This is a genomic window from Pseudoalteromonas sp. BZB3 (genome assembly GCF_040104455.1).
GTDB lineage: Bacteria > Pseudomonadota > Gammaproteobacteria > Enterobacterales > Alteromonadaceae > Pseudoalteromonas.
The window spans coordinates 189238-212883 of sequence record NZ_JBECOS010000013.1 but is presented as its reverse complement, the minus strand read 5'-3'; the positions used below and the strand labels follow the sequence as shown (position 1 = coordinate 212883).

20 protein-coding genes are annotated in these 23646 nt (G+C 39.8%); 7 read left to right on the top strand and 13 right to left on the bottom strand.

Annotated elements, in window-relative coordinates:
* Positions 1 to 63: 63 nt before the first annotated feature.
* The 4 genes from ABMY35_RS15615 to nhaR all read right to left on the bottom strand — a co-directional run bounded on the left by ABMY35_RS15615 (position 64) and on the right by nhaR (position 3209).
* The gene (locus ABMY35_RS15615) at positions 64 to 432 is read right to left on the bottom strand and encodes a response regulator (protein WP_349287064.1); all 369 of its coding nucleotides are present in this window, start codon (positions 430 to 432) and stop codon (positions 64 to 66) included.
* A gap of 124 nt (positions 433 to 556) precedes the next feature.
* The gene (locus ABMY35_RS15610) at positions 557 to 1021 is read right to left on the bottom strand and encodes a GNAT family N-acetyltransferase (RefSeq protein WP_349287063.1); all 465 of its coding nucleotides are present in this window, start codon (positions 1019 to 1021) and stop codon (positions 557 to 559) included.
* Between the two features lie 449 nt (positions 1022 to 1470).
* Positions 1471 to 2178, bottom strand: a complete 708-nt coding sequence (locus ABMY35_RS15605; RefSeq protein WP_349287062.1) for a class I SAM-dependent methyltransferase — start codon at positions 2176 to 2178, stop codon at positions 1471 to 1473.
* Positions 2179 to 2315: 137 nt separating this feature from the next.
* Positions 2316 to 3209, bottom strand: coding sequence for a transcriptional activator NhaR (gene nhaR, locus ABMY35_RS15600; protein ID WP_138479318.1), 894 nt, complete (start codon positions 3207 to 3209; stop codon positions 2316 to 2318).
* Between the two features lie 123 nt (positions 3210 to 3332).
* Here nhaR and ABMY35_RS15595 point away from each other — a divergent pair, with 123 nt between their 5' ends.
* The 3 genes from ABMY35_RS15595 to ABMY35_RS15585 all read left to right on the top strand — a co-directional run bounded on the left by ABMY35_RS15595 (position 3333) and on the right by ABMY35_RS15585 (position 4852).
* The gene (locus ABMY35_RS15595) at positions 3333 to 3635 is read left to right on the top strand and encodes a hypothetical protein (RefSeq protein WP_349287061.1); all 303 of its coding nucleotides are present in this window, start codon (positions 3333 to 3335) and stop codon (positions 3633 to 3635) included.
* A gap of 138 nt (positions 3636 to 3773) precedes the next feature.
* On the top strand, positions 3774 to 4187 hold the full coding sequence (gene arfB / locus ABMY35_RS15590) for an alternative ribosome rescue aminoacyl-tRNA hydrolase ArfB (protein WP_349287060.1): 414 nt from the start codon (positions 3774 to 3776) through the stop codon (positions 4185 to 4187).
* A gap of 125 nt (positions 4188 to 4312) precedes the next feature.
* Positions 4313 to 4852: a hypothetical protein gene (locus ABMY35_RS15585; RefSeq protein WP_349287059.1), complete on the top strand. Its 540-nt coding sequence runs from the start codon at positions 4313 to 4315 to the stop codon at positions 4850 to 4852.
* A gap of 69 nt (positions 4853 to 4921) precedes the next feature.
* On the opposite strand, the gene ABMY35_RS15580 is transcribed toward ABMY35_RS15585, so the two are convergent.
* The 4 genes from ABMY35_RS15580 to ABMY35_RS15565 are packed head-to-tail and all read right to left on the bottom strand — an operon-like array spanning position 4922 to position 8191.
* Positions 4922 to 6160 (bottom strand): ATP-binding protein, encoded by a 1239-nt coding sequence (locus tag ABMY35_RS15580; protein ID WP_349287058.1) that lies wholly within the window; start codon positions 6158 to 6160, stop codon positions 4922 to 4924.
* A 6-nt stretch (positions 6161 to 6166) separates the two neighbouring features.
* A complete protein-coding gene (locus tag ABMY35_RS15575; protein WP_349287057.1) occupies positions 6167 to 6856 on the bottom strand; it encodes a response regulator in 690 nt (229 codons plus the stop codon).
* Positions 6856 to 7266 (bottom strand): DUF3019 domain-containing protein, encoded by a 411-nt coding sequence (locus ABMY35_RS15570; RefSeq protein WP_349287056.1) that lies wholly within the window; start codon positions 7264 to 7266, stop codon positions 6856 to 6858. The genes ABMY35_RS15575 and ABMY35_RS15570 overlap by 1 nt, the downstream gene beginning before the upstream one ends.
* Complete coding sequence (locus tag ABMY35_RS15565; protein WP_349287055.1) at positions 7256 to 8191, bottom strand: MipA/OmpV family protein; 936 nt, start codon at positions 8189 to 8191, stop codon at positions 7256 to 7258. Before ABMY35_RS15565 ends, ABMY35_RS15570 begins: the two co-directional genes overlap by 11 nt.
* 174 nt (positions 8192 to 8365) lie before the next feature.
* Here ABMY35_RS15565 and ABMY35_RS15560 point away from each other — a divergent pair, with 174 nt between their 5' ends.
* Positions 8366 to 10411: a beta-propeller domain-containing protein gene (locus ABMY35_RS15560; protein ID WP_349287054.1), complete on the top strand. Its 2046-nt coding sequence runs from the start codon at positions 8366 to 8368 to the stop codon at positions 10409 to 10411.
* Positions 10412 to 10883: 472 nt separating this feature from the next.
* Here the strand turns inward: ABMY35_RS15560 and ABMY35_RS15555 are convergent, their stop codons facing one another.
* Complete coding sequence (locus ABMY35_RS15555; protein ID WP_349287053.1) at positions 10884 to 13061, bottom strand: malate synthase G; 2178 nt, start codon at positions 13059 to 13061, stop codon at positions 10884 to 10886.
* A 249-nt stretch (positions 13062 to 13310) separates the two neighbouring features.
* On the opposite strand from ABMY35_RS15555, the gene ABMY35_RS15550 reads away from it, so the two are divergent.
* The 3 genes from ABMY35_RS15550 to ABMY35_RS15540 all read left to right on the top strand — a co-directional run bounded on the left by ABMY35_RS15550 (position 13311) and on the right by ABMY35_RS15540 (position 17713).
* Positions 13311 to 14915: an isocitrate lyase gene (locus ABMY35_RS15550; protein WP_349287052.1), complete on the top strand. Its 1605-nt coding sequence runs from the start codon at positions 13311 to 13313 to the stop codon at positions 14913 to 14915.
* Between the two features lie 159 nt (positions 14916 to 15074).
* On the top strand, positions 15075 to 17108 hold the full coding sequence (locus ABMY35_RS15545) for an ATP-binding protein (RefSeq protein ID WP_349287051.1): 2034 nt from the start codon (positions 15075 to 15077) through the stop codon (positions 17106 to 17108).
* A gap of 113 nt (positions 17109 to 17221) precedes the next feature.
* The gene (locus ABMY35_RS15540; protein WP_349287050.1) at positions 17222 to 17713 is read left to right on the top strand and encodes a hypothetical protein; all 492 of its coding nucleotides are present in this window, start codon (positions 17222 to 17224) and stop codon (positions 17711 to 17713) included.
* Positions 17714 to 17761: 48 nt separating this feature from the next.
* Here the strand turns inward: ABMY35_RS15540 and rmuC are convergent, their stop codons facing one another.
* From rmuC to ABMY35_RS15520, 4 genes are all read right to left on the bottom strand, one after another.
* On the bottom strand, positions 17762 to 19225 hold the full coding sequence (gene rmuC / locus ABMY35_RS15535) for a DNA recombination protein RmuC (RefSeq protein WP_349287049.1): 1464 nt from the start codon (positions 19223 to 19225) through the stop codon (positions 17762 to 17764).
* A 65-nt stretch (positions 19226 to 19290) separates the two neighbouring features.
* Entirely contained in the window at positions 19291 to 19974 is a 684-nt protein-coding gene (locus ABMY35_RS15530; RefSeq protein WP_349287048.1) for a response regulator, read from the bottom strand.
* Positions 19975 to 19988: 14 nt separating this feature from the next.
* Entirely contained in the window at positions 19989 to 20363 is a 375-nt protein-coding gene (locus tag ABMY35_RS15525; RefSeq protein ID WP_349287047.1) for a hypothetical protein, read from the bottom strand.
* A gap of 52 nt (positions 20364 to 20415) precedes the next feature.
* Positions 20416 to 23520: a DEAD/DEAH box helicase gene (locus ABMY35_RS15520; RefSeq protein ID WP_349287046.1), complete on the bottom strand. Its 3105-nt coding sequence runs from the start codon at positions 23518 to 23520 to the stop codon at positions 20416 to 20418.
* Positions 23521 to 23646: the final 126 nt, after the last annotated feature.

Here is a 23646-nt window from a genome sequence, read left to right as displayed (position 1 = left end):
TGCTTAAACACAAAAAGATTTAGAGCACCATCTGGTGCTCTTTTTTATTCCTGAAATGAAAGATTAAACTGCTTCTCTTAGCCTTGAGAGCTGCTTTTCAAGAGTCTGTAAGTTGAAAGGCTTCAAAATAAAACCACTGACTTTTTCTAATAAGGCTTGCTGTACTTTTTGCTTGTCGTTTTCACAAGTTACCATGATCACAGGGGTGTCTTTTAGCGCTTGATCATTTCGGATCGATTTAAGTAGTTGCTGACCATCCATTTTGGGCATATTAAGATCGGTGATCACAAGATCGTAAGAGGCATTTTTTAACATCCCTAGCGCTTGGAAACCATCGATAGCTTCATCTAAATGTTCGAAACCGACATGCCTCAACATATTCATCATTACATGTCGCATCGCGGCCATGTCATCAACAACGAGCACCTTCATTTTCAAAAGTCTCCTTACTTAAATTCAAGCAACCAAAAATAAATATAGAACACAAAGAAAGAAATTACTGCAAAAAGTGCGATAAAGCCATTACAGCAGCTTACAGGTAATGACGCTATAAGGCTTAAGCCTTACTAAGAGGGAGCTCCATAAAAACACTCAGCGGATTATCTCGATAAAGACCAAAACGCTCACATCGCTTAAAACCTAAACTTTCGTATAAGCTGATTGCTTCAGCCTGCTTACTACCTGTTTCAAGGCGCATAAGAGGGATTTGCGCTTCTCCGGCATAATGAAGCAAGGTTTGCATAATACGCTTAGATAGCCCCTTACCTCGATATGCGGGTTTTACATATAAACGTTTCAACTCGCCATATAAAGTTTTATCAAACTGTTTCACAATCGCACCACAAGCAACAATGCCATCTTCATTTAATAAACCAATAGCGCGCACATTGGGTTGGCGTAATTCAGAAAGCGCAAGAGACTGATCACTGGCAATAGGATAAAGAGTATTCATCAGCCGATCGATCTCCGCAAATAACTCAATGGCATTGGGATCTTCTGGGTTTAAATCGACTAATTGCATATTACGTCAAATCCTATTTGATATCTAAAAGCAGCCATAAACTATACCTGCTTGATTAAAATGAACAAGTTAATTTAACCGATATAAACAACTATTTAACTTAAAAGTTAATGTAGATCAGAAAGTACGACGCTTTAGCTTGTTAACTGCAACTCAATGCGACGCTTCTGTTAGTAAAAACTTGATCTATCAATCAAATAAAATCGTTAAAGTTAGTAAAATTTCGGTTTATAGCTGAGGTTTGACCCTCGATTGTTTAAATAAATTCAATTTAATTCTAAAAAATAATGTGAATTTTCTTTTCTATGAAAGAATTGTAAGTCAGTACTTAGAAATTACCTTGAATAACTTCAAGTAAGACTAAAAAAACAACCCGTTTAATATCCGTAACCTGAGTTAGAATAATCGTGATCTAACCATTAAATTAAAGTGTAAAGGGGCTTTACACTTTAATTAAACTTCGCTCTGATTTGCCATCTAAAACAAATAATAAACTTTTTTAAACTGGCTTCTGAGTCGCTATCAATGAACTCAGGCGGGTCAATGATAATCAAGTCGTAAGGACCGAACTTTTTGACTTTCCCCCAAGATTTAAACAAGTCATACCCTAAGAATCTGACTTTCCTCAAGTCATGTTCATTTAATTGATGGTTCACCCTGCCTTTTGACAGTGCCGCTTTCGCCATATCAAGGTTAACAACACTTTGAGCATCACCTGCAATGGCTGAAACTGAAAAGCCACAGGTATAGGCAAAGAGGTTTAAGACACGCTTATTTTTACTGTTTTCTAATACCCACTTACGACCGTAGCGCATATCTAAAAATAAGCCGTTATTTTGCTTTTGACCCAAATTGAGCTGAAACTTCAATCCGTTTTCAATGACATTTTGCTGATCTGTTAATTCACCAAAAACCACTTCTATCGGTGAGTTCATTTTAAATCGATACTGCAACAATACACTTTTTACTTGCGCCTGCCATGCACCCATCTGCAACCATGCAGTAATATGCTGTTTTAACACGGACAGAAAATCTTCATCGACTTCTTTGAAAATTGAAATCAAGATTCGTCCATCAAGCCAGTCAATTGTTAATTGCTCAAGCCCTTCAAACGCTTTGCCTCGGCCATGAAATAAAAGCCTTACTTCATTCGGCAAGGGAGTAAGATTAGCAAGATGAGAATCGAGGAATGAGATTGCTGAGCACTACATAACGGGCTCAAGAAAGTAAATAGGGGCGTATTGTACTCACAAAAGCAAAAAGCCCCTAATTTCTTTAACCCAAGCTTATTTGATCAACAACTTTGTGCGTTTTTCACAAACTCTGAATAAATAGAATCTTTAATGAGTCTATCAGGTGTAAATGCATAATAATGCTGATAAACATTTTCAATTGCCCCCAAATAAGTCACATCGAGCGCTTTTTCGATTTCTTGCTTAATTGACAATGGCGCAGGGAAAATACCAAACCCTTGTTCGCCTAATGCTTTCATTAATGCACTGTCATCAACGTGACCCGCTACAGATACCTCTAACTCTAAATCTTCTAACCAAAACTTAATCGCGCTTGTCACCGGGCTGGTTTTAGCTGGTAAAATGACAGGTAGCTCACTCAGTAAGTTAGGGAATTGGGTTTGCACACTGCTTTGTAAGCTGGCTTTACCAAAAAAGCCCAGTTGGCTCTTACCTATCTCATGGCAAAAAGCCTTAAACGGTAAACTGCTATCTAGTGGCTTATCAGCTAAAACCAGATCAAGCTTGTGCGTAGCCATTTGCGCCAGTAGCTCAGCTTGTTGGCCATCAATACAATGTAAATTCGAAATGCGTTCATTTTCAATCAAAGGTGCTAACCATTTAGATACCAAGGACTTTGGCAAAGAGTCGGAGATACCTACCCTAAGCGTTTTAGACACATTGCTCATATCACCCTGAGTCGTCTCAAGCCACTCTTCGGCAATGGCAAACATATCATCAGCATACTGTTTAGTGACTTGACCAAACTCAGTTAGTCGTAAACCTCGCCCTTCGCGTAAAAATAACGGTTTACCTAGTCTATGTTCAAGACTGGTAATTTGTGCGCTGACCGTTTGTGGTGTCAGATGTAACACTTTACTGGCTGCCGCGATGCTGCCATGACGGCTTACTTGCCAAAAGTAGTAGAGGTGGTTGTAATTTATGTTGGTAATCATTCGATTTCACCGAACCCTAAGTAAGATTTAATCAGCTTTTTTCTTTTCTATTACATTAGTAGATTAATTCCATCGCTGCAATATATCGCGATAAAACTTTATAAACTGATTGGAATTTACACGATGAAACTGATTTTGACGCTACAAGACAAACTACAAAATGCTGCGACAAAAATGCAAATTTCACGTCTAGTGAATAGCAAACTGTCTAACTACAGTAAAAACATCCGTAAAATTACTATCAATGTAAAAGACATACATCAAGATCAAGCCACCAGCATGAAACAATGCAACATTGAATTATTATTGCCTGGCTTGCCTAGTATGCAGATAAAAGCCAAGGGTAAAGACTTATTACAAGCAACAAAACGCGCTCTTCAGTATTCACAACAACAATTAGCGCATAAGTACCAACTAGGCCACTAATTCCCAAGCACTTGCCATGGCAAGGATGCCGTGATTTTTCTTAAATAATTGCTTGGACACGCCATATCTTCAAAACTGCAAACATCTACTGCCAACATGTTAAACTCTTAATATTAAGTAAAAACCACGAGACGTGACATGTTAGTTTTATCCAACAATGTTGAAATTCCAGCTTGGCAATTAGAATTCAGTGCGATCCGCGCCCAAGGCGCTGGGGGTCAAAACGTCAATAAAGTATCAACCGCCATTCATTTAAAGTTCGATATTAAACGTTCATCGTTGCCACAATTTTATAAAGAAAGACTGCTTGCGCTAAAAGACTCAAGGATCACCAAAGAGGGGGTCATTGTCATCAAAGCGCAGTCTCACCGTAGCCAAGAAATGAATAAAGAAGAATCATTAGGGCGCTTAAAAACCCTTATTTTAGATGCGATCAAAGTTCAAAAGGCACGAAGGGATACAAAACCTACTCGAAGCTCACAACGTAAACGCGTCGATAGCAAAGTCAAAAAAGGCCAAACAAAACAACTTCGTAAGCGCGTTGATTACTAATACCAACCCTTGCCCCTATTTTAGATATTATCTATTGCAGAGAACAGGTAAATTGTTTAATAATAACGCATTCAAAAGTCTGTACTTTTGAACTTTAAGGTAAGCCAAAACGACTAGGACGAAATATGAAAACTCAACTCGCGTTATTATTCACCGCTATTACAGCACTATCTGGCTGTTCAACAACGACTGTTGAACGAACTGTAAAAGACGGCGTTAACGGTGCAATAAACGGTATCCTTGGTTCTACAAGCCCATCAGCACCTGTAACAAATACACCTAATCAATCTGGTAATTATTCGGTAAAACGTGAAAAGATTTACATAATCGATGCCAAGAAAACATCTAGAGATTATGGTCAAACAAAAATTAGTAAATCTGAACGTAACCCAAATGATAAGACTAGACTCACAATAGAGCGTTCTTTTCACCCTCGCATTGGCAATGTCGCCTTCGAGGGCTATCTATATGAGTATTCACCAGAAGGCTGGTTAGTCAATACAAGTACAAAATTTGACTCTAATTATAATAAGAATATCACACTACCAGCTGGTCAGTACTACATTAAAGCTCAAACTAGAGGTGTTGATAGAAAGTCCTATGCTACAGGTACGATTACTATTGACCCGTTCGTCACTAATTACATCACCTTAGAGTTTGAATAATTTGTAAAAACAACAAAGGCCTTAAGTAAGGCCTTTGTTGTTTTTGGAACAGTATCTAAATCCTTCCTTTCAGACTTTGATAAAGCGCATTTTTGGCAGTGTGATCACGAAACTCGCGCCACCAAGTTTACTTTTTGCGACCACACATTGTCCTTTATGCCAGCTCACAATTTTTTTCACTATGGCTAAACCAAGTCCATAACCACCAAGGTGCTTATTGCGGCTCTTTTCTAATCGAACAAAAGGCATAAACACGCTATCGAATTGGTCTTCCGCTATCCCTTCACCATCATCTTCAACCGTAATAATAACCTGCTGTTCAACCTCTCTCAAAGACACATCAATTTGGCTAGCACCATATTTATCAGCATTTTGCAGCAAATTTTGTAGTACACGGGCAAGGTAATGTGCATTGGCATTGACTGTAATACCAGATGAAATAGATGCGGTAATTTCTTTACTACTGAACCCTTGTAATTTATGAAGCTGAGACTTAAATAACTCTGATAAGTCAAACTCTTCAAGGCTTAACTGCTCACCCGCGATTTCTAAACGCGCGTAACTGAGCATTTCATCAATTAATGACTCCATCTCCTGTACGTCTTGTTGCATACCTGAAATTTGATCATGCTGTGCGCTTTGCAACATAGCAAGTGCAAATTTTAGTCTTGCAAGCGGAGTGCGCAATTCGTGAGACACAGCATTGACGAGCTGCTTTTGATCAGTCATCAGGTTAGCCACTTTTTGTGCCATGATATGAAATTGCTCGGTAAGATCAGAAATCGCAGAAAAACGGGAAGCTTTACGCTCTACGTTTAAGTTACCCTGTGCTAATTGCTCCGTGACCCGTTTAAACTGCATCAGATCTAGCCACAACGGTCGTAACCAAATAATCAACAATAACCCTAGCACCAGAAAAGAAATGAATTTAAACAGGTATAGTTTATTTGAAGCTGGTTCTGAGGGTAAAAATGGCCCTAGTTGAACTAAGGTATAATTATCAATAAGTAAAAAACTCAATAATGCCTGACCCTGTGCATTATAGGTTGTCAGCACTTCACCATTTAATAATTGAGTGCGTTGCTCGTCTAACCATGCAATGCTATCAATATCTAGCCCTTGATAACCCACTTGTAGTTGCTCTGGCGCTGTAATATGTGCTTGCATCACATGCGCTACTTGTTTGGCATGACGAAGTTCATCCGGCGCGTGTGTTACCCAATTTTGCCAAACATAATCACTGGCTTGATTAATAACGATAATACTGGTGATGACCACCAAGTAAAGACTAATAAGAAGACGAACCACGCTTGCTTAATCCCAAGCTGACTTGGAGCATAAGTAGCCTTTTCCCCACACTGTAATGAGTCTAAATGGTTGCTCTAAGTTATCTCCTAGCTTTTTGCGTAAGCGTGAAATACGCACATCTACACTGCGATCAAGTCCATCATAGTCTCTGCCTACAACATGCTTATAAATAAACTCTCTGCTTTGTGTTTCACCTGCATTGCTTGCTAGCGTCCACAGTAAATCGAACTCATAGCTGGTTAACTCAATCTCTTCGCTATCAAGGTAAACTCGGCGATCGGCTTTATCAATTTGCAACTTACCTAACGACAATGAGTCTTGGTTTTTAGGCTTATTTTGACAACGACGGAGTAGGGCATTTAAACGCGCCAATAGCACAAAAGGCTCAACAGGCTTAATAACATAATCGTCAGCCCCAATCTCGAGTCCTTTAACTTGATCAAAATCGCTGTCTTTGGCACTTAAAAACAATATAGGCCCAGAATATTCGTCTTTAATGGCACGGCAAATACTGAACCCATCTTGATTCGGTAGCATAATATCTAAAATCACCATGTCAGGTTGCATGGCAATAATCTGCTTAGCAGCATCAGCGCCATCATGGATCATCTCCACTTCAAACCCATTTGCTTTTAAAAATTGTGCAGTCAAAGTAGCTAAGCGTACGTCGTCTTCAACTAAAATAACTTTAGACATTAAAATAAACTCCAATCTGACTTTAACTTTCGGCGATACTTTCTACTGCTCAATGCATGCACCTTAATAGTTTGTTCAACTAATATATTTTGCTTTTTATCACGTAAGCTAAATACCATGGTTTTATCGAGTGTTACATCAAGCATTTCAGATACTTGATTTTGCTTAACCCAACACTTCAGTTGCTGTTTATCCTGAAACAAACACACACTCTGCGGCATAGTTGACTGCCAAGTCACGTTCGCTTTCATTTGGCATGCTTCACCTAAACTTTTTACAACGCAGGTGATAGGTTTTATAGCAAAAGAGGTCACATGCTGATTATCATGTTCAGAAGCGCTTTGCGCATTTGCAAGAGAGGTGAATAAACAACTCGAAACCAATATGAATAATGGGCGACTAAAACTCATAAAGTCCCCCGATAAATACATAATCTTGGTGCTTATCATTCACTAATGGGCTATCAGTTATCGCACTCGATAAGAAAGTACGCTTGGCACTGAACTTAAACTGCCACCGTTTGTTAATCCGATAATTAAATACCGTCCCAAGAAAAGGCGACACACCTTGCTTACCCTGATAAAAATACGCTTGCTCTACGTTATCTTTACTATTTAGACCATAGTAATAGTCATTAAGCTCAGCACTTTGCCAGTCAAATCCAGCTGAAAGCTGCAGTTTCGCAGGCCAATCAAAAACAGCATGCTGGTATTTATAACTGGCTTTAATATGTTGCCCTTTGTAAACGCCACTGACATCATGTAACCACTGAGCGGTTATTTTATGCTGTTTCCCTATATACCAATGGGCAAGTACACCGGCATCTATAGCCCAATCGCGCTTGGCAATATCATCTAAAGTTGGAAGACGTTTTGGTTCAGCAGGTTTATCTGTATCAGGGAAAAGGTCTTCAGACCCATCAGAATCAGGAGAGGTTGGCACCTCAGAGTTTCCACCATCACTAAGCGCACCATCAACGCCAATGATATTAGCAGCATGCAGCCGATTAAAGTGCTTTTGCTCACCATTAAGTTCTAAAATAGCACTTATATCAAAATGCTCAGCTTCTTGAAATGTATAACCAAATGTGGTGTTTTCAAGAAAAAACTGTTCATTGTAGTAACTGACATAAGGTACCACAATGAGAGGAATATTTTCGCCACCTTGCAAAGGGTTTGTCAGTACACCGCCCCCAACAGCTAACGACACCTGCCATTGACCAATTTCAATACATTCCTCATTGGCTTGCGAGCAAGTTGCTGGCTCAGCAGCTAAACCTAATCGTGGCGTTGTTAACGCAGCCAACAACAATAAATACTTTAAAGAAGCTTTCAAAATCAAACCTTTCTATTTCCCTGACTATAATTTACCACTCCTAAGTTATTTTTCTACGCTCGGTTACATTAAATAACAATTCGTCTGGCTAAAATAACAGATATTCTAGACAGGCTGATTAAGATTAAAAAACACACAACGACTTTTAACTTAATCACTTTCAAGGAGCCTAAAGTGAAACGTTCTCTTTTACTCAGTTCACTGACATTAGGTATTTTAATCGGCTGTGGGGGTAGTAATAACACAGATACACCACCAATAGATGAACAAAGAATTCCAAAATTAAATGATATAAAAGTATCGGCAGCGCCACTTATCAAAGCATCTGAGTTTCAATTTTCTCAAAACCTTAAGAACGGATTATTCAAACGTTATCAAGCGCGCCTTTCTAACTATGATGCTCCAGAAAACGATGCAACCGCTTCGCCTTCAACATCAAAAGACTTCTCTCAAACAAATCAACAAGAGCAAAATGTTGATGAAGCTGACAGAATTAAATATGACGGTGAGTTTTTATTCATTGCGGCTAATTCATTTCACGATATAGATCATGATTCAAATGAAGGTGAAAACTATATTCGTATTATGCAACGCAATGAAAAGGGTGAAATGAACCCTATACAAAACCTGACTTATTCTGACGTACACAGTTCAGACCAACAGCTCTACCTTCATGATAATACACTCGCTATTTTAAATTTTTCACCTAGCTACTTTTCATTTCCCATAGCAAATGACATGGCAGCGACTGTAGAGCCATTTTTCTATTACGGTGATAATGAATTTGAGTTAAGCCTGGTTGATGTCAGTCAACCTAGTCAAGCCGCCATCAAGCACCAATTTAAAATTGAAGGGGGATTAATCGATAGCAGAGTTATTGATGGGTCTCTTTACCTAGTGAGCAACTACCACCCTAATTTTACTGGATTTGATACGAGCGATAATGATGAAGCGACTGTGCTGGCAAACTATCAAAACCTCAGTAAAGTGCAACTGGCTGAACTGACACCTAACATTACTAATACAGCCACTCAGGATAGTGAGGAGTTGGTCACGCCAGATAACTGTTATATTTCATCTGATGCGTCAGATAAAGATGGATTCGACAGTATTATTACTATCACTAAGGTTAATTTAAGTAACCCTGAACAAAGGGAGTCACTTTGTATAAATACGAATATCTATGGGATATATGCTTCAGAGAACGCACTCTATACACATGGTACTGTATCTCAAGATGATACCGTAAAAACCGTTATTCATAAGTTTGACTTGGCTAGCGATACCCTTAAGTACACAGCAACAGGCGCTGTCGAAGGGCACTTAGGTAGAGGGCCTGAGAATTTAAGATTCAGCGAATTTAATAACGATTTGCGTATTGTCACCACAACTAATTTACCGTTTAACGAGTCTGCTGGTTTCTCGCCATTTAAACATCAGTTATTTGTTTTACAACAACAAGAGAACTCATTAGCGCCCATTGCAAAACTGCCTAACGATACGTATCCCACTCCCATCGGCAAAACCAATGAGCAGGGCTTAGTTGATGAGAATATTTATGCAGTTCGTTTTTCTGGAGATAGAGCGCTTATCGTGACGTTTAGACAAATAGACCCACTTTATGTCGTCGATTTAGCTGATAAAACAAAGCCTAAAATTGCAGGCGCATTAGAGATCCCTGGGTATTCAGCCTACTTGCATCCGATCAGTGAAAACTTACTGCTTGGTATCGGACAAAATATTCAAGATTGGCAGGCTCCAAATGCGCAAGAAGTTGAAAATGGCGCCAAAGTCACACTCTTTGATATTTCAGATATCACAAACCCGAAAGTCGTTAATGAGAAAGTATTTGCAAATGCTTACACTCCTGCAGAGTGGGACTATAAATCACTCAGCTTTTTAACAACTGGAACAGGGGTATTACGATTCACCATGCCTGTAGAGACATGGCAAAGTCAATCTGATAACAACACTTCATATTTATGGCATAGAGTGAGTGAGCTTGCTTCATTTGAAATAGATACAACAGAAGCGCCCGCACTTAATTACCTTGGTAGCAGCAAAGTAGATTATTCAAGTATTAGCGCAGAAACCGCGCCATATGTATGGGGTGGATTAGACAGGGCTGTAATTCATAGCAATGATTTATATTACATTCATGGCAATTACATCTGGCATAGTTTATGGCAAACGCCGAGTGACAATAAAGGTCCACTCTAACAATAAAGTTTACGCATAATGCCCTAATTGGGTATTACCAAAGCTGGCTAATGCCAGCTTTTTTTATTTTGGAATGCACGACTACCGGGGCTCGATTGCGTTGAGAAACTAAATTTTACCCTAGTTTAGTCAGAGATGTTTTACTAACTTGTAAAGGGGCTTTACATACTTAAAGAGGAGTAATGAGATATAAAAAAGGCGGAGGGAAACTGAGAAAACCCTCCACCTCAAGCGTACTCTTTAACTGAATCGATACTCATCAACTAATACGGGCGATTAGTAATAAGACCACCTTTTCAAGGGAAAAGAAAGTACATCACTTAAAACAGTTGTTACAATATAACAAAAACAAAAGTGTTACAACATCACACTTTAAGTTTTTTTAATTAATTATATTTTTATGAGTAATAAATAAAAAATGCCAACTTTACGTTGGCATCAATCTAGGAAAGAAATTGGTTAAGTGAGCGCTTTAGTTATTTGCCACTTTGTATTTTAGGCGGTAACTATGTAACAACGGCTCTGTGTAGCCATTAGGCTGCTGCTCACCTTCGAATACCAAGGCTAACGCCGCTTGATAAGCAAGATTACTTGTTAGGCTCTCATTACTTGATGCCATTGGCGTATAGTGTGTGTCGTGCTGATTTTGCGTATCGACCACTTCAGCCATCTTGGCAAACGTTGCTTGAACTTGCTCTGGCGTACAAATGCCATGTTTCAACCAGTTTGCGATATGCTGGCTTGAAATACGTAAAGTCGCTCGGTCTTCCATCAAACCAATATGATTAATATCTGGTACTTTTGAGCAACCAACGCCTTGATCTATCCAACGTACTACATAACCCAAAATACCTTGTGCGTTATTCTCAATTTCAGATTGAATATCTTCTTTGCTTAGCTCTACATCAAGTAACAAAGGAGGCATTAATAAGTCGTCTAGTGACGCTTGTTGACGCGCTTTCAGTTCAGCCTGAATAGCAAAAACATCCACTTGATGGTAATGCATCGCATGTAGAGTTGCCGCTGTTGGAGAGGGCACCCAAGCAGTATTTGCGCCCGATTTAGGATGAGCCAACTTTTGTTCCATCATCATTGCCATTTTATCTGGCATCGGCCACATGCCTTTACCGATCTGCGCCTTGCCACTGAAACCACATTTTAGACCAATATCGACATTCTGATCTTCATACGCCGCTATCCAAGGTTGTGCCTTGATCTGAGCTTTAGGCAATACCGGACCCGCCACCATAGACGTGTGGATTTCATCACCTGTTCTATCTAAGAACCCGGTATTAATAAATACCACTCGAGATTTGGCTTGGTTAATACACGCCATTAAATTCACGGAAGTGCGACGCTCTTCGTCCATAATGCCCATTTTTAATGTGTTTTCTGGCAAACCGAGTAAACTTTCAACACGAGAGAAAAGGGTATTGGTAAAGGCGACTTCTTCTGGACCATGCATTTTAGGTTTAACGATATTAACACTCGCAGCCGTCGAGTTTTTAAATGGGCTATTACCTTGAAGATCATGCATTGCACACAGCGACGTGATCACCGCATCCATGATCCCTTCAAAGATCTCTTCGCCATTTTGATCTAAGATCGCAGGGTTAGTCATTAAATGCCCTACATTACGCACAAACATCATACTACGACCTTTCAAGCTCAAACGCTCACCACTCTTACTGGTATACTCACGATCGGTAGCTAAGCTGCGCGTCAGTTCTTGACCATCTTTAATAAACGTATCCGTCAAGGTACCTTTCATCAAACCTAGCCAATTGCTGTAAACACCGACTTTATCTTCAGCGTCAACAGCGGCCACAGAGTCTTCACAGTCCATGATGGTCGTTAACGCAGCTTCGAGTAATACGTCTTTGATACCCGCTTTGTCGGCTTGTCCGATAGGGTTATGCGGGTCAATTTGAATTTCTATGTGTAAATCATGATGCTTGAACAATAAAGCAGTTGGATTCTGTGCCTGACCTTGATAACCCACAAACTGTGCAGGTGTCGAAAGCGAGACTTGCGAGCTGTCATTCAAAGTAACAACAAGTTGTTCGTCTAACACTGAGTAATTAGTACTCTCAATGTGAGAGCCTGATTGCAGCGGCAGGGCAATATCTAAAAACTGTCTAGCGTAAGCCATGACTTTAAAGCCACGCACCGGGTTATACGCTTTTTGCTTTTCAGCGCCGTCTTTTTCTGGCAATAAGTCCGTGCCGTACAACGCATCATAGAGCGAGCCCCACCTTGCATTCGCCGCATTCAATGCAAAACGCGCATTGCTTACAGGCACAACCAGCTGTGGGGCTGCTGTGAGCGCAATCTCAGGTTCAACGTGTTCAGTGGTGATCGTTGCTTCTTCAGGCTCAGGTACTAGATAACCTATTTCAGATAAAAATGATTTATAAGCCTCTGCATCCCATTGCCCTTGCTGCCTATGAAAGGCGTCGATCTGCAACTGCAGTGTATCGCGCTTTGTCAGTAATGATTTATTGATTGGTGTAAGTTCATTGACCAAATCTGCAAAACCTTGCCAAAAAATCTCTACTTGCAAGCCTGTAGAAGGCAAAGCCTGTTGATTAACGAAGTCATAAAGTTGCTGATCTATGGTTAAGCCAGCTTGTTGAACTGTTGCACTCATGAATATCTTCCTAAGCATAAAATTTGAACGGGTTTAGACAAACCATATCTTAAAAACAGCGAAAACCTAACCCCTGAGTCATTCACAAAAAGAATACCCGAGATAACAACTATAAATTTAAAAAATCATAAAAATCGGCCTAGTGTTGAATTAAGCGCCAAACAGAGCAAATAACCAACAGCTTTATGGTGTCACTCTCATAAACATGAATAAAAAGTTATACAGCAACCCGTTCGAAGGATTTTTATTATGACTAGCTATCAATCAAAACTTGACCACTTCAGTACACTTTGCCAAACACAGGGCAATACGTGGCAATCAATCAGCCCAGAGTCTGCAAGTCGCATGAATTTGCAAAACCGCTTTAAAACAGGCTTAGACATCGCAAAGTACACGGCAAAGGTGATGCGTGAAGACATGGCGGCCTATGACGCAAATAGCAGTCAATACACTCAGTCTCTCGGTTGTTGGCACGGCTTCACTGCACAGCAGATGATGATGGCAGTTAAGCGTCATCAAAAAACGACTAAGCGCTCTTATGTTTACTTAAGTGGCTGGATGGTTGCGGCACTTCGCTCTGAGTTTGGTCCACTACCAGACCAAAGTATGCATGAAAAAACCTCAGTGCCTGCACTTATCGAAGAAATTTATACTTTCTTAAAGCAAGCTGATGCGCGTGAACTCGATCACCTATACAAAGAGCTTGATGAAGCAAAAGCAAATGGCGGTAATGTTGAAGCTGTACTGAGCAAAATCGACAACTTCGAAACACATGTAGTACCAATTATTGCAGATATCGACGCAGGTTTTGGTAACGAAGAAGCAACATACCTACTTGCTAAGAAAATGATTGAAGCGGGCGCATGTGCTATTCAAATTGAAAATCAAGTTTCTGATGCAAAACAGTGTGGTCACCAAGCTGGCAAAGTAACGGTGCCTCACGAAGACTTCTTAGCAAAAATCAACGCAGTTCGTTATGCATTCCTTGAACTAGGTGTTGAAGATGGTGTAATCGTAGCGCGTACTGACTCACTTGGTGCAAGCCTGACACAGAAAGTGCCAGTTTCTAAAACACCAGGTGATTTAGCGAGTCAGTACACCGCATTCTTAGACACAACACCAGTGTCAAGCGGTGCAGACCTTGAAGAAGGTGAAATGGCGATTAAATTAAATGGCGAGCTTTGTAAGCCGGTGCGCCTAGACAATGGTTTATACCAGTTCAAAGAAGGCACAGAAAAAGACCGCGTAGTACTAGATTGTGTCACAAGCCTACAATCAGGTGCTGATTTACTTTGGATTGAAACTGAAAAACCTAACGTTAAACAAATCGCTGAGCTTGTAAATCGCGTTCGTGAGCAAGTACCAAATGCGAAGCTAGTATACAACAACTCACCATCATTCAACTGGACACTTAAGTTCCGCGAGCAAGTATATGCAGAATGGCAAGCACAAGGTAAAGACCTATCTGCTTACCCGGATCCGTCTCAAGATATCAAGGCATTAATGGCACCTGAACTAGATAGCTCAGAGCTTGCAGCAGCGGCAGATGTATTAGTACAGAACTTCCAAAAAGATGGTGCACGTGAAGCGGGGATTTTCCACCACTTAATCACGCTACCAACTTATCACACGGCTGCACTAAGCACAGATATTCTTGCTGAAGGCTACTTCGGTGACCTAGGCATGCTGGCTTACGTACGTGATGTTCAACGTCAAGAAATCCGCCGTGAACAAGCATCAGTGAAGCACCAAGACCTAGCAGGTTCAAACATCGGTGATACGCACAAAGAGTACTTCTCTGGTGACAATGCACTAAAAGCAGGTGGTGAAGCCAACACCATGAACCAGTTCTAGTTTTTGAGTCATATAGTTCCTTATCAGCAAAGGGTCCAATCGGGCCCTTTTATCATTTAGAGTAACCTCACTAAAAATATGTAAAGGGCCTTTACACTCCACATTTGAATCACAATTTGCGCTTAAGATTTAATAAATAATTCCCTTCAATATAGCCACATGAAACGTTTTACCTTGTTGTTAGCGGCTTTGGCCTTTAGTTTAAGCGCCGCACCGTTAACATCAGAAATAATTTCTGAAGCCAAAAAGCTCACCAAGGAAGGTAAATTAGATGTCGCACTGAAAACGCTCGAACGAGAAAAACAGTTAATTCTTCAACCTCAGGTTAATTTACAAAGAGCCAAAATAGCCCGTGAGCAAGCGCAATATAGTCAGGCCATAGAACTGCTTTTGCCGCTACTTAGACTGCCTGAGCAAACTCTTGAATTTAGATATGACGTGAACAAAGAGTTAGGGGTTAATTTCCGTAGAAACATGAACACGGATAAAGCGGAATATTATTATTTAGCTGCAAAACAAATCGCGCTTTCGTTAAATAATGACGATCTAATAGCGCAATCAATGATAAACCTTGGTGTTTTGTATGAAGCCCAAGGTGCATTTGATAAGGCGATGGACCTGCAGATTAACGCACAAAAAATGTTAGAAAGCTCAGATGATTATGGGCTTAAAGCGGCTAATTACTACAACCTATTTGGTTTATCAAATGTATTGCGTAATGGTAAAAAGGCGCGCTTTTTCCTTGAGCAGGCTCTAGTTTACGACAAAAAAACTGGCCATAAACGCAATATAGCTTCGACAGCTCTAACGCTCGCACAACTATCAGCTAAGGAAGATGAATATCCAAACGCCATTCCTCAGTTAAATGAAGCCATTTCACTATTAACGCAGTTAGATGCAAATGAAGGGTTATCTAGCGCCCATGGCACTTTGTTTAATATTTATTTCAAACAAAATAAGCCAGCTAAAAGCCTGTGGCATGCGAAAAAACAACATGCTTATGCAAAAAAGACTGAATCAAATGTTCGCAAGTTTTGGTCTTATATTCATTTAGCCCAAGCCTATATTCAGCATCAGCAGCCTGATATCGCCCTAAGGTATCTTGCGCAATCAAAACCACTTGCGGCACAATTTAAGTCAGCTTTTTTTACTCATCAATATAATTTGTATTCTAGCCAAGCATATTTACAAAAAGGAAACTACAAACTCGCTTATTCTTATCTAGATAAAGCGACGGAAGATTATAAAGCCGTCGCTAAAAATGCTGAGGAAAAAGATGCTTTAATGATAAAGAAACGTTTAGATAATCTAATCAAATCTTTAAAACTAGCTCAAGAAGAAAAGAAACATGCGTTAACGACTATCGAGCTAGAAAATGAAACCTTACAAAAACGCATTTGGTTATTAGCCAGTTTACTCATCTCAGTTGTGAGTGGTTTTATTATTTATGCTTACTATATAAAGCAAAAAAATACTCACTATAAGGCTCAAATGTATCAGCATAGCCTTGAACAAAAGGAACAAATGCTTGCTGATATTTCTCATGAACTTCGCACTCCCCTGAGTGTACTCAAACTGCATATTGAAGCGCTCGAACATAACCTGATCGATGATAAGTTTTTAGCCTACGGCAAGATCAATGACAAAATTGCACAGCTGAATAATCTTATTTCGGATGTATACCAACTATCTCAATTGCAAAATAAAGCTCTCTATATCGATTTGCAAGAAGTCAATTTACACCAGCTTTCGCAAAAGTTTATGTCCGATATTAAAGTACTGACAGAGCAAAACCAGCTTAGATTTATAAGTGACATAGACTTTGCTGCAAATACGGTATTGAAAACGGATCAATCAAAGCTCGAGCAAGTGATCCTCAACCTTGCGAAAAATGCTTGTCTCTACACGGATGCGCCGGGACATGTCAGACTGAAAGTAAGAGCAAATCATACCCAGGTGTTTATTCAACTCGATGATTCTAGCCCTGGAGTGAGTGATGAAGACTTGCCAAGGCTTTTTGATCGACTTTTCAGGGTTGATAAGTCTCGCTCTCGGGCCTTAGGCGGTTCAGGATTAGGGCTATCAATTTGCCAAAGCTTAGTTCAGGCTTTAGCAGGAAAAATCGTACTTAAACATGGAAAGTCAGGCGGTTTATGCGTGCAAATTACTTTGCCGTTGAATCTTGCTGCTTAAACAAGTATACACTGTTGTAGGCTTTAAAAAGCCTACAAATTTACTCCACATTCACTCCATTTTTCTTCCACATTGATTTGTTTTAATAACGCCATTAACACGGGAGAAAGAAAATGTCTCAACCAACTTTAAAACATGGCGATTGGGCGAAACTCATTGAAACGCGCCAAAAGCAAAATAGTACCCAAGAATCACGTAACTCATCGTTCAAATTTGTCTCTATTGGGCTTGTCTTCCTGGCTATTTTTTCGATTTTTTATTGGACTAGTTTACATGCTACTCAAGCGCAAACACCACTGTCAGATGACTCGCAAACTCGCATTGCACGCTATTTCTCAAAACAATTTATGATGGGTACTTGGCAACTAGATGAAGTCAAGTTCAGTGAATACGGTGTTATCACACATGTTCGAGTACCTGAAAAGCTAAACATGGACGGTGACGTACTAAGAAATTACATACAGCACTCTCTTTGTCCACCTGCAAGCAGTGTGATCTGGCAAGATGTTAAAACACATCCTCTGACTATGAATTTATTTGTGTCATTGCAACGAAAAGGGCAAAAAGCCAAATGTAATAACCCTAATTCAAGACAAAACAGTTAACCCAACAAAACTGAGAGAGCAAAGGAGCCAAAAGGCTCCTTTTTATTGCTATTCTAGTTCTAATCGGGCTTTTTCTTGCAAAGACTCAGGAAGCTCTTTAGTGACTGACACGCCGAGCTCTTTAAACTCTGAAGCTTGTTTGATTAAATTACCTTTGCCGGCATAAAGCTGAGAAAAGGCTTTCTCGTAACTCTCTTTGGCTTTATCTAATTGAGTACCCACCCCTTCCATGCTATTGAGAAAACCATTGAGCTTGTTATAAAAACGCTCAGCACGTAAAGCGAGTTCACGGCTATGCTTTGATTGTTCTTCAAAACGCCAAAGCTGTTTAACTATGTTAAGACTGGTTAAAAGGGTAGTAGGTGTCGCCACTAAAACATTATGCTCTAACGCGTGTTGATAGATGACTGGATTAAATTTGACTGCCGCAACAAAGGCCGACTCTATAGGAATAAACATGATCACCACTTCAGGTGAGTTGATCCCAGGTAGTTTTTCATACCGTTTATCGCCTAATTCCTTAATACGATCTGCCACAGCCTGATAGTGCTGGGCTAAGGCAGTTTGCGCTTCAGCATCACATTCCGCATTAACATAGCGAGTGTAAGCATTTAATGATGTTTTAGCATCAATGATTAAATGCCTTTGTTGGGGAAGGTAGACCAATACATCCGGTCTAAACTTGCCAACTTCAGTGGTAAAAGACGCTTCTCTTTTGTAATCATCACCCGCTCTTAAGCCCGCACTGTCTAAAACATTTTCAAGCATTAGCTCTCCCCAATTACCTTGGGTTTTCTTCTGTCCTTGCAGTGCAGTCGTTAATTTGTCAGCTTGTTCAGTGATTGATTTATTATTAGCTTGTAGGTGTAACAGCTCGGTTTTTAATGCTGCGCGCTGCTTAAGTTCTTCACTGTGAATGGCTTCCATTTTGTCACGAAAGCCTTTTAATTCACCTTGAACTGGTTGCAGCAATTGACCAATTCGTTCTTGGCTTTGTTGTCCAAAACGCTGCGACTTTTCTTCGAAAATTTGATTAGCTAAGTTTTCAAACTCTTGTTTCAGTTGCGTCTTTGTTTGCTCTAAATGGTTAAGTTGTGCTTCTAATGCCGCTTGTTTTTGCTCTGATGACGCCTTTAATTCAGCTAACTCAACCGCAATGAGGCTTTTCTCTTGCTGTAGCGTTTTTAAATTTTGTTCACCCTGTTGCCAAAGCTTATGGAATTGTTGAGCCTGAAGTTGTTTCTCACTTAAGCGAGCTTGAGTTTGTTGAACTTGACCATGTAGCTGCAACTTATCATTTTGCAGCTGTTGCGCTAATTGCTGCTCAGCTTGATAAGCTTTTTGTAATTGTTCTTGTTGGACAACTTGCTGCTCAAGTTGCAATTCAAGTTGGTGGATTAACGATTGTTTTTTTACAAGGCGTTGCCAGAAAAAGGGCAAAGGAGCAGCAACGCCTAGGATGCCAACTAAGCCATGCACCCAAGTTAATTGCGAGATAAATGAATCAATCATATCAACCTCTTAATATTATTATTAGGTTGATAATACCTTAGTCAAGGCGAGGGTTCACTAATGGGTTAAACTGCCGTGTCTATTTGCTGTTCATCAAAACGATACCCAGCCCCATATACAGAACCTACCAGCTTAGAAGATACACCTATTTGCTTAATCTTCTTACGGATATTTTTGATGTGGCTGTCGATAACACGATCTGAAATATCAAAATTATCGGGTTGGATAAAGTCTAGAATTTGTTGACGAGAGAAAACACGACTTGGCGCTTTATAAAGCAGTGCAAATATATCAAACTCAACTTTAGTCAACGGTAAAGCTTGACCTTTAAGCTTTATCAACAGTTGCTCTTCATCCACCAGTATTTTTTCTTCTTTGGCTTCTAAAGGGGCACAACGACGAAGAATAGCCCTTACTCGCATCACAAGTTCAGCAGCACTAAACGGCTTACAGACATAATCGTCAGCACCAAACTCAAGGCCTCTTAACCTATCAGCTTCAGCGACTTTTGCCGTCATCATCAAAATAGGCACCATTGAAAATTGTCTGATCTGCTTCATACATTCAACCCCATCTTGGTTGGGGATCATAATGTCCATTAAAATGGCATCGGGTTTATGTTGAGCAACCCAATCGACAACTTCTACACCATCGGCAATATGGGTGACTTCGAATTGAGCGGCTTTAAAAAATAACATCACTTGCTCGGCAATGTCATATTCATCTTCAACAATTAGAATATGTGGCATGGTTTCTTATTTTATTACTGAGTCTTTAGACATTTTAGTTGTTTAAGCTGAGCTTTAACACTTTGCTTTAGCTCATACGATAAAGTTTCATCAAATAAAAGCATAGTTAAAATGCTTGAAAGATCTTCACTACTGGCAACTTCTGAAAGTAAATCCTGATCACAAGGTGAAAGTGGTTCAATAAAACTTAATTCAGATTGTTGATGGCAAAGCATAATCGACTCCAAACCGTCTAAAGAATGTAACTTAGTAAGCGATAGGGTAATTAAAGCAACACAATGTGGATCAAATGTGGAATGATGAAAAATATTAAAAAAATGGCCAACTATAAGTTGGCCATTAAAAACAAGTAAGTTAAGGGCGGAAATAAAACAGTAATTCTGCATCACTGTACTTATAGACTGCCCTTAATCGAGTTAGTTCAAAATAATTTTAACTTTTTTAGCTTTGCAATAGTGCAAGCATTTGCTCCTCATTAAAACTATTGAAACTCATATGCTTATCATTAAATAAAGCATCAACCAAAGCCTGCTTTTGTTGCTGCATAGTAAACACTTTTTGTTCAATTGAATCAGCCATAATTAATTTATAGACAAAAACAGGCTTATCTTGTCCTATTCGATACGCTCTATCAGTCGCTTGATTTTCTACCGCCGGATTCCACCAGGGATCAAAATGGATCACTGTGTCAGCTTGCGTCAGATTCAGTCCTGTTCCACCCGCTTTTAAACTAATCAAAAATACGTTGCTCTCACCTTCTGTGAACGTCGAGATCACTTTGTCTCTGTGACGTGTTTGGCCCGTAAGCATACTAAATGTGATACCAAGCTCATTACAATGCGCTGCAATCAAATCAAGTACTGATGTGAACTGACTGAAAATAATCACTTTACGACCCTGCGCAAGCATTTCAGGTAGGTGTTCACCCAGCCACGCCAATTTCGCACCGACTTCGGAAGTTTCATGATCTACTAGTTTAGGATGACAACAAATTTGTCTAAGCTTCAGTAGGGCATCTAAAAATGCCAATTTACTGCGCTCAACACCTTGTTCTTTAAAGAGCTCTAATAGTTTATTCTCCAGTTGTTTTTGTATATTTGAATATAACTGAGCTTGTATTGGTGCAAACTGTAACTCTTTCACTAATTCAGTTTTACTCGGTAGCTCGGTAGCCACTTGTTGCTTGGTACGACGCAAGATAAACGGCGAAATAAGATCTTTAAGCTCCGAGACACGGCTTTGATCTTGCTCCTTTTCTATAGGTTGCTGGAAATAACCTTTAAATTGCTGCTTGGTGCCTAATATTTCAGGCATTACGAAATCGAGCAATGATTTAAGCTCAAGCAAATTATTCTCAACCGGCGTGCCACTGAGACAAAGCTTAAACTGTGCAGACAATTGCTTAACGCACTTAGATACTTGCGCCGCTTCATTTTTAATGTACTGCGCTTCATCTAGTACAATCGAATCAAAGTCGAGTCCTTTATAATACTCAAGATCGCGTTTCAATAATGGATAAGTGGTTAAGATAAAACGTGCACCATGAAGGTTATTTAATACCCTGTCACGTTGACTGCCGTGGACCGTCGTCAACTGTAAATTAGGCGCAAAACGTGCAAACTCGTTTTGCCAATTTCCCACCAAGCTCGTTGGACACACAATTAAGCTCGGTTTAGTCACTAACGTATTATGCTGATTAATAAAGTAAGCGATAACTTGTAGTGTTTTACCTAACCCCATGTCATCAGCTAGGATCCCCCCAAGCTGATGGCGGTGCAGAAACTTTAACCAGTTTACGCCCAGCTCTTGATAATCTCTCAATGTAAACAAGTCACTGTTATGATTACTTGGTTTCAATTGAACTTTATCAGGGCTATTAAGCTCACTTAAATAGTCGAGCAGCTTCTTATCTTTACATTCAATGTTAAGCTCATCGATAGCAAAGAGTTGCTTGATCACAGAAAGAGGGAATTTAAATTGCGCACTCGATGCGTAATAACTAAACCGCGCTTTTAGAAACATCAACTTGTCATAAGCGCGCCTTTCTAGCGCATAAGTTTGTTTGCCAATTTCAACATAGTAAAACTGATTGGCAAGGGTATTCACTTCAAGCTCAGCATGTTTGTCCCAATCAAATAGAACAGGATTTGTATCAAGTAAAACCTTGCCTTTAATATGATGGTACTTATCCCTTTTCAACAACAAAGATACTTTCGCTGATATAACTGAACTTGATTCAGAGATCTCATCTACCAGCCAACCTTTGCTTTGCAAGTGGCCTCTTATTTCATGGTTAAACCAATGGATAAATGCACCATCTTGTTGAGGCAAGACAAAAAGGCCATCTTCAAAACGAAAACCTAGACCTAGTAAATATTGTTCAGAGCGTTTTAGAGTTTTGCTGATTTCGGTATTTTTTGCATCGGTCTTTAGCGATGAGATCAGCTTAAAGCCAAAATATGTGTCAGAGGCAACTAATTTAAGCTTTAAAGGTACACCTGATGACTCTAGCTCCGTTTGCGCACCATTTGGCATGCTGACGATATTGTCAGCAAATACCTCTTGGAATCGCTTCACCACTTGCATGAGTTGATCATTCGGTACTGCAGGCATCGTGTTGATATGTGCTAGCTCTTGGGCACTGAGCGCACTATTGATGCGACCAATGGTATGTGTATCTGTATCTAAATAGAGCGGCGGATCAGTTTTGATAAGATGCCAAGTTTCGACCCCTTCAACCGATGCCACTAGCTGTGACTTATCATTCTTTTGCTGCCAGCTCAGCGCAAGGTTGGCCTGATGACCAAGCTTTAAAGAAGTTCTGCTATTTTGCAAGAAAAGTCGTTTTGTTTGTAAAAGCTGATTAACAGCTTCAAAGCCCCACTTGCCTGAAAGCTCATAATGACCTGGTGAGTTTTGCGAGCGAACCCAACTAAATAGTCTAAAGTCAGACTCAAGCAAGCCAGGAGGCGCTACAGGGCTATTTAATTGAGGTTCAGTCAACAGACGACCTAATGGATACTGGCCATCAGGACGATAGGGCGACATTTTGGGATAAAGTAATAGTTCCTGACCAATTGGTTCGAGCGTGAACAACAAGACATTGTCAGTCTCAATAGATTCGCCATGCTGCAAACTTGCTAATTCATTAAACCAGTCATTCACTAGAAATGCTTCACCAAAGCCACCAGAATGCTCAACTTTTAGCTTGAGGAGAACAGCAGCAATGTGTCGACATTTAGCATTATTGGAGCAAGTACATTGCGCATCTAAACTCGGGTTATTATTAACTTTGGTAATTTTGATATGTTGAGAGAAGGTATTACCAAAATTGCCAATGACTTGACTATCGATCGTAGAAAAGTCTTCGCTATGCTCTAAAAAACTAATTTGGGAATTATGAAGATACTCTTTTGCTTTAGATAAAAGACTACTATTGAAGTACTGCTTTAAAAAACGCTCAGAAAGGGGAAATTGAGTCGCTTGCTCTTGTTTTATTTCCTCAAAGAGAGCAAATAATTGTTCTTTAGATAACTGCGTTGACATTTAATTCGCGTAAAAATCAAATCATCCGCCCAGTATATGGAAATATGACCAACGAATAAACCTAATAAACTTTTTATAGCAAAAAACTTAACTGGTAAGACAAGATATAAATTGAACAATGAAATA

Coding starts and splice junctions, on each gene's coding strand:
- ABMY35_RS15550 (WP_349287052.1), top strand. CDS start 13,311: ATGACTAGCTATCAATCAAAACTTGACCACTTCAGTACACTTTGCCAA.
- ABMY35_RS15575 (WP_349287057.1), bottom strand. CDS start 6,856: ATGTCTAAAGTTATTTTAGTTGAAGACGACGTACGCTTAGCTACTTTG.
- ABMY35_RS15615 (WP_349287064.1), bottom strand. CDS start 432: ATGAAGGTGCTCGTTGTTGATGACATGGCCGCGATGCGACATGTAATG.
- ABMY35_RS15595 (WP_349287061.1), top strand. CDS start 3,333: ATGAAACTGATTTTGACGCTACAAGACAAACTACAAAATGCTGCGACA.
- nhaR (WP_138479318.1), bottom strand. CDS start 3,209: ATGATTACCAACATAAATTACAACCACCTCTACTACTTTTGGCAAGTA.
- arfB (WP_349287060.1), top strand. CDS start 3,774: ATGTTAGTTTTATCCAACAATGTTGAAATTCCAGCTTGGCAATTAGAA.
- ABMY35_RS15570 (WP_349287056.1), bottom strand. CDS start 7,266: ATGAGTTTTAGTCGCCCATTATTCATATTGGTTTCGAGTTGTTTATTC.
- ABMY35_RS15530 (WP_349287048.1), bottom strand. CDS start 19,974: ATGCCACATATTCTAATTGTTGAAGATGAATATGACATTGCCGAGCAA.
- ABMY35_RS15540 (WP_349287050.1), top strand. CDS start 17,222: ATGTCTCAACCAACTTTAAAACATGGCGATTGGGCGAAACTCATTGAA.
- ABMY35_RS15610 (WP_349287063.1), bottom strand. CDS start 1,021: ATGCAATTAGTCGATTTAAACCCAGAAGATCCCAATGCCATTGAGTTA.
- ABMY35_RS15545 (WP_349287051.1), top strand. CDS start 15,075: ATGAAACGTTTTACCTTGTTGTTAGCGGCTTTGGCCTTTAGTTTAAGC.
- ABMY35_RS15520 (WP_349287046.1), bottom strand. CDS start 23,520: ATGTCAACGCAGTTATCTAAAGAACAATTATTTGCTCTCTTTGAGGAA.
- rmuC (WP_349287049.1), bottom strand. CDS start 19,225: ATGATTGATTCATTTATCTCGCAATTAACTTGGGTGCATGGCTTAGTT.
- ABMY35_RS15585 (WP_349287059.1), top strand. CDS start 4,313: ATGAAAACTCAACTCGCGTTATTATTCACCGCTATTACAGCACTATCT.
- ABMY35_RS15555 (WP_349287053.1), bottom strand. CDS start 13,061: ATGAGTGCAACAGTTCAACAAGCTGGCTTAACCATAGATCAGCAACTT.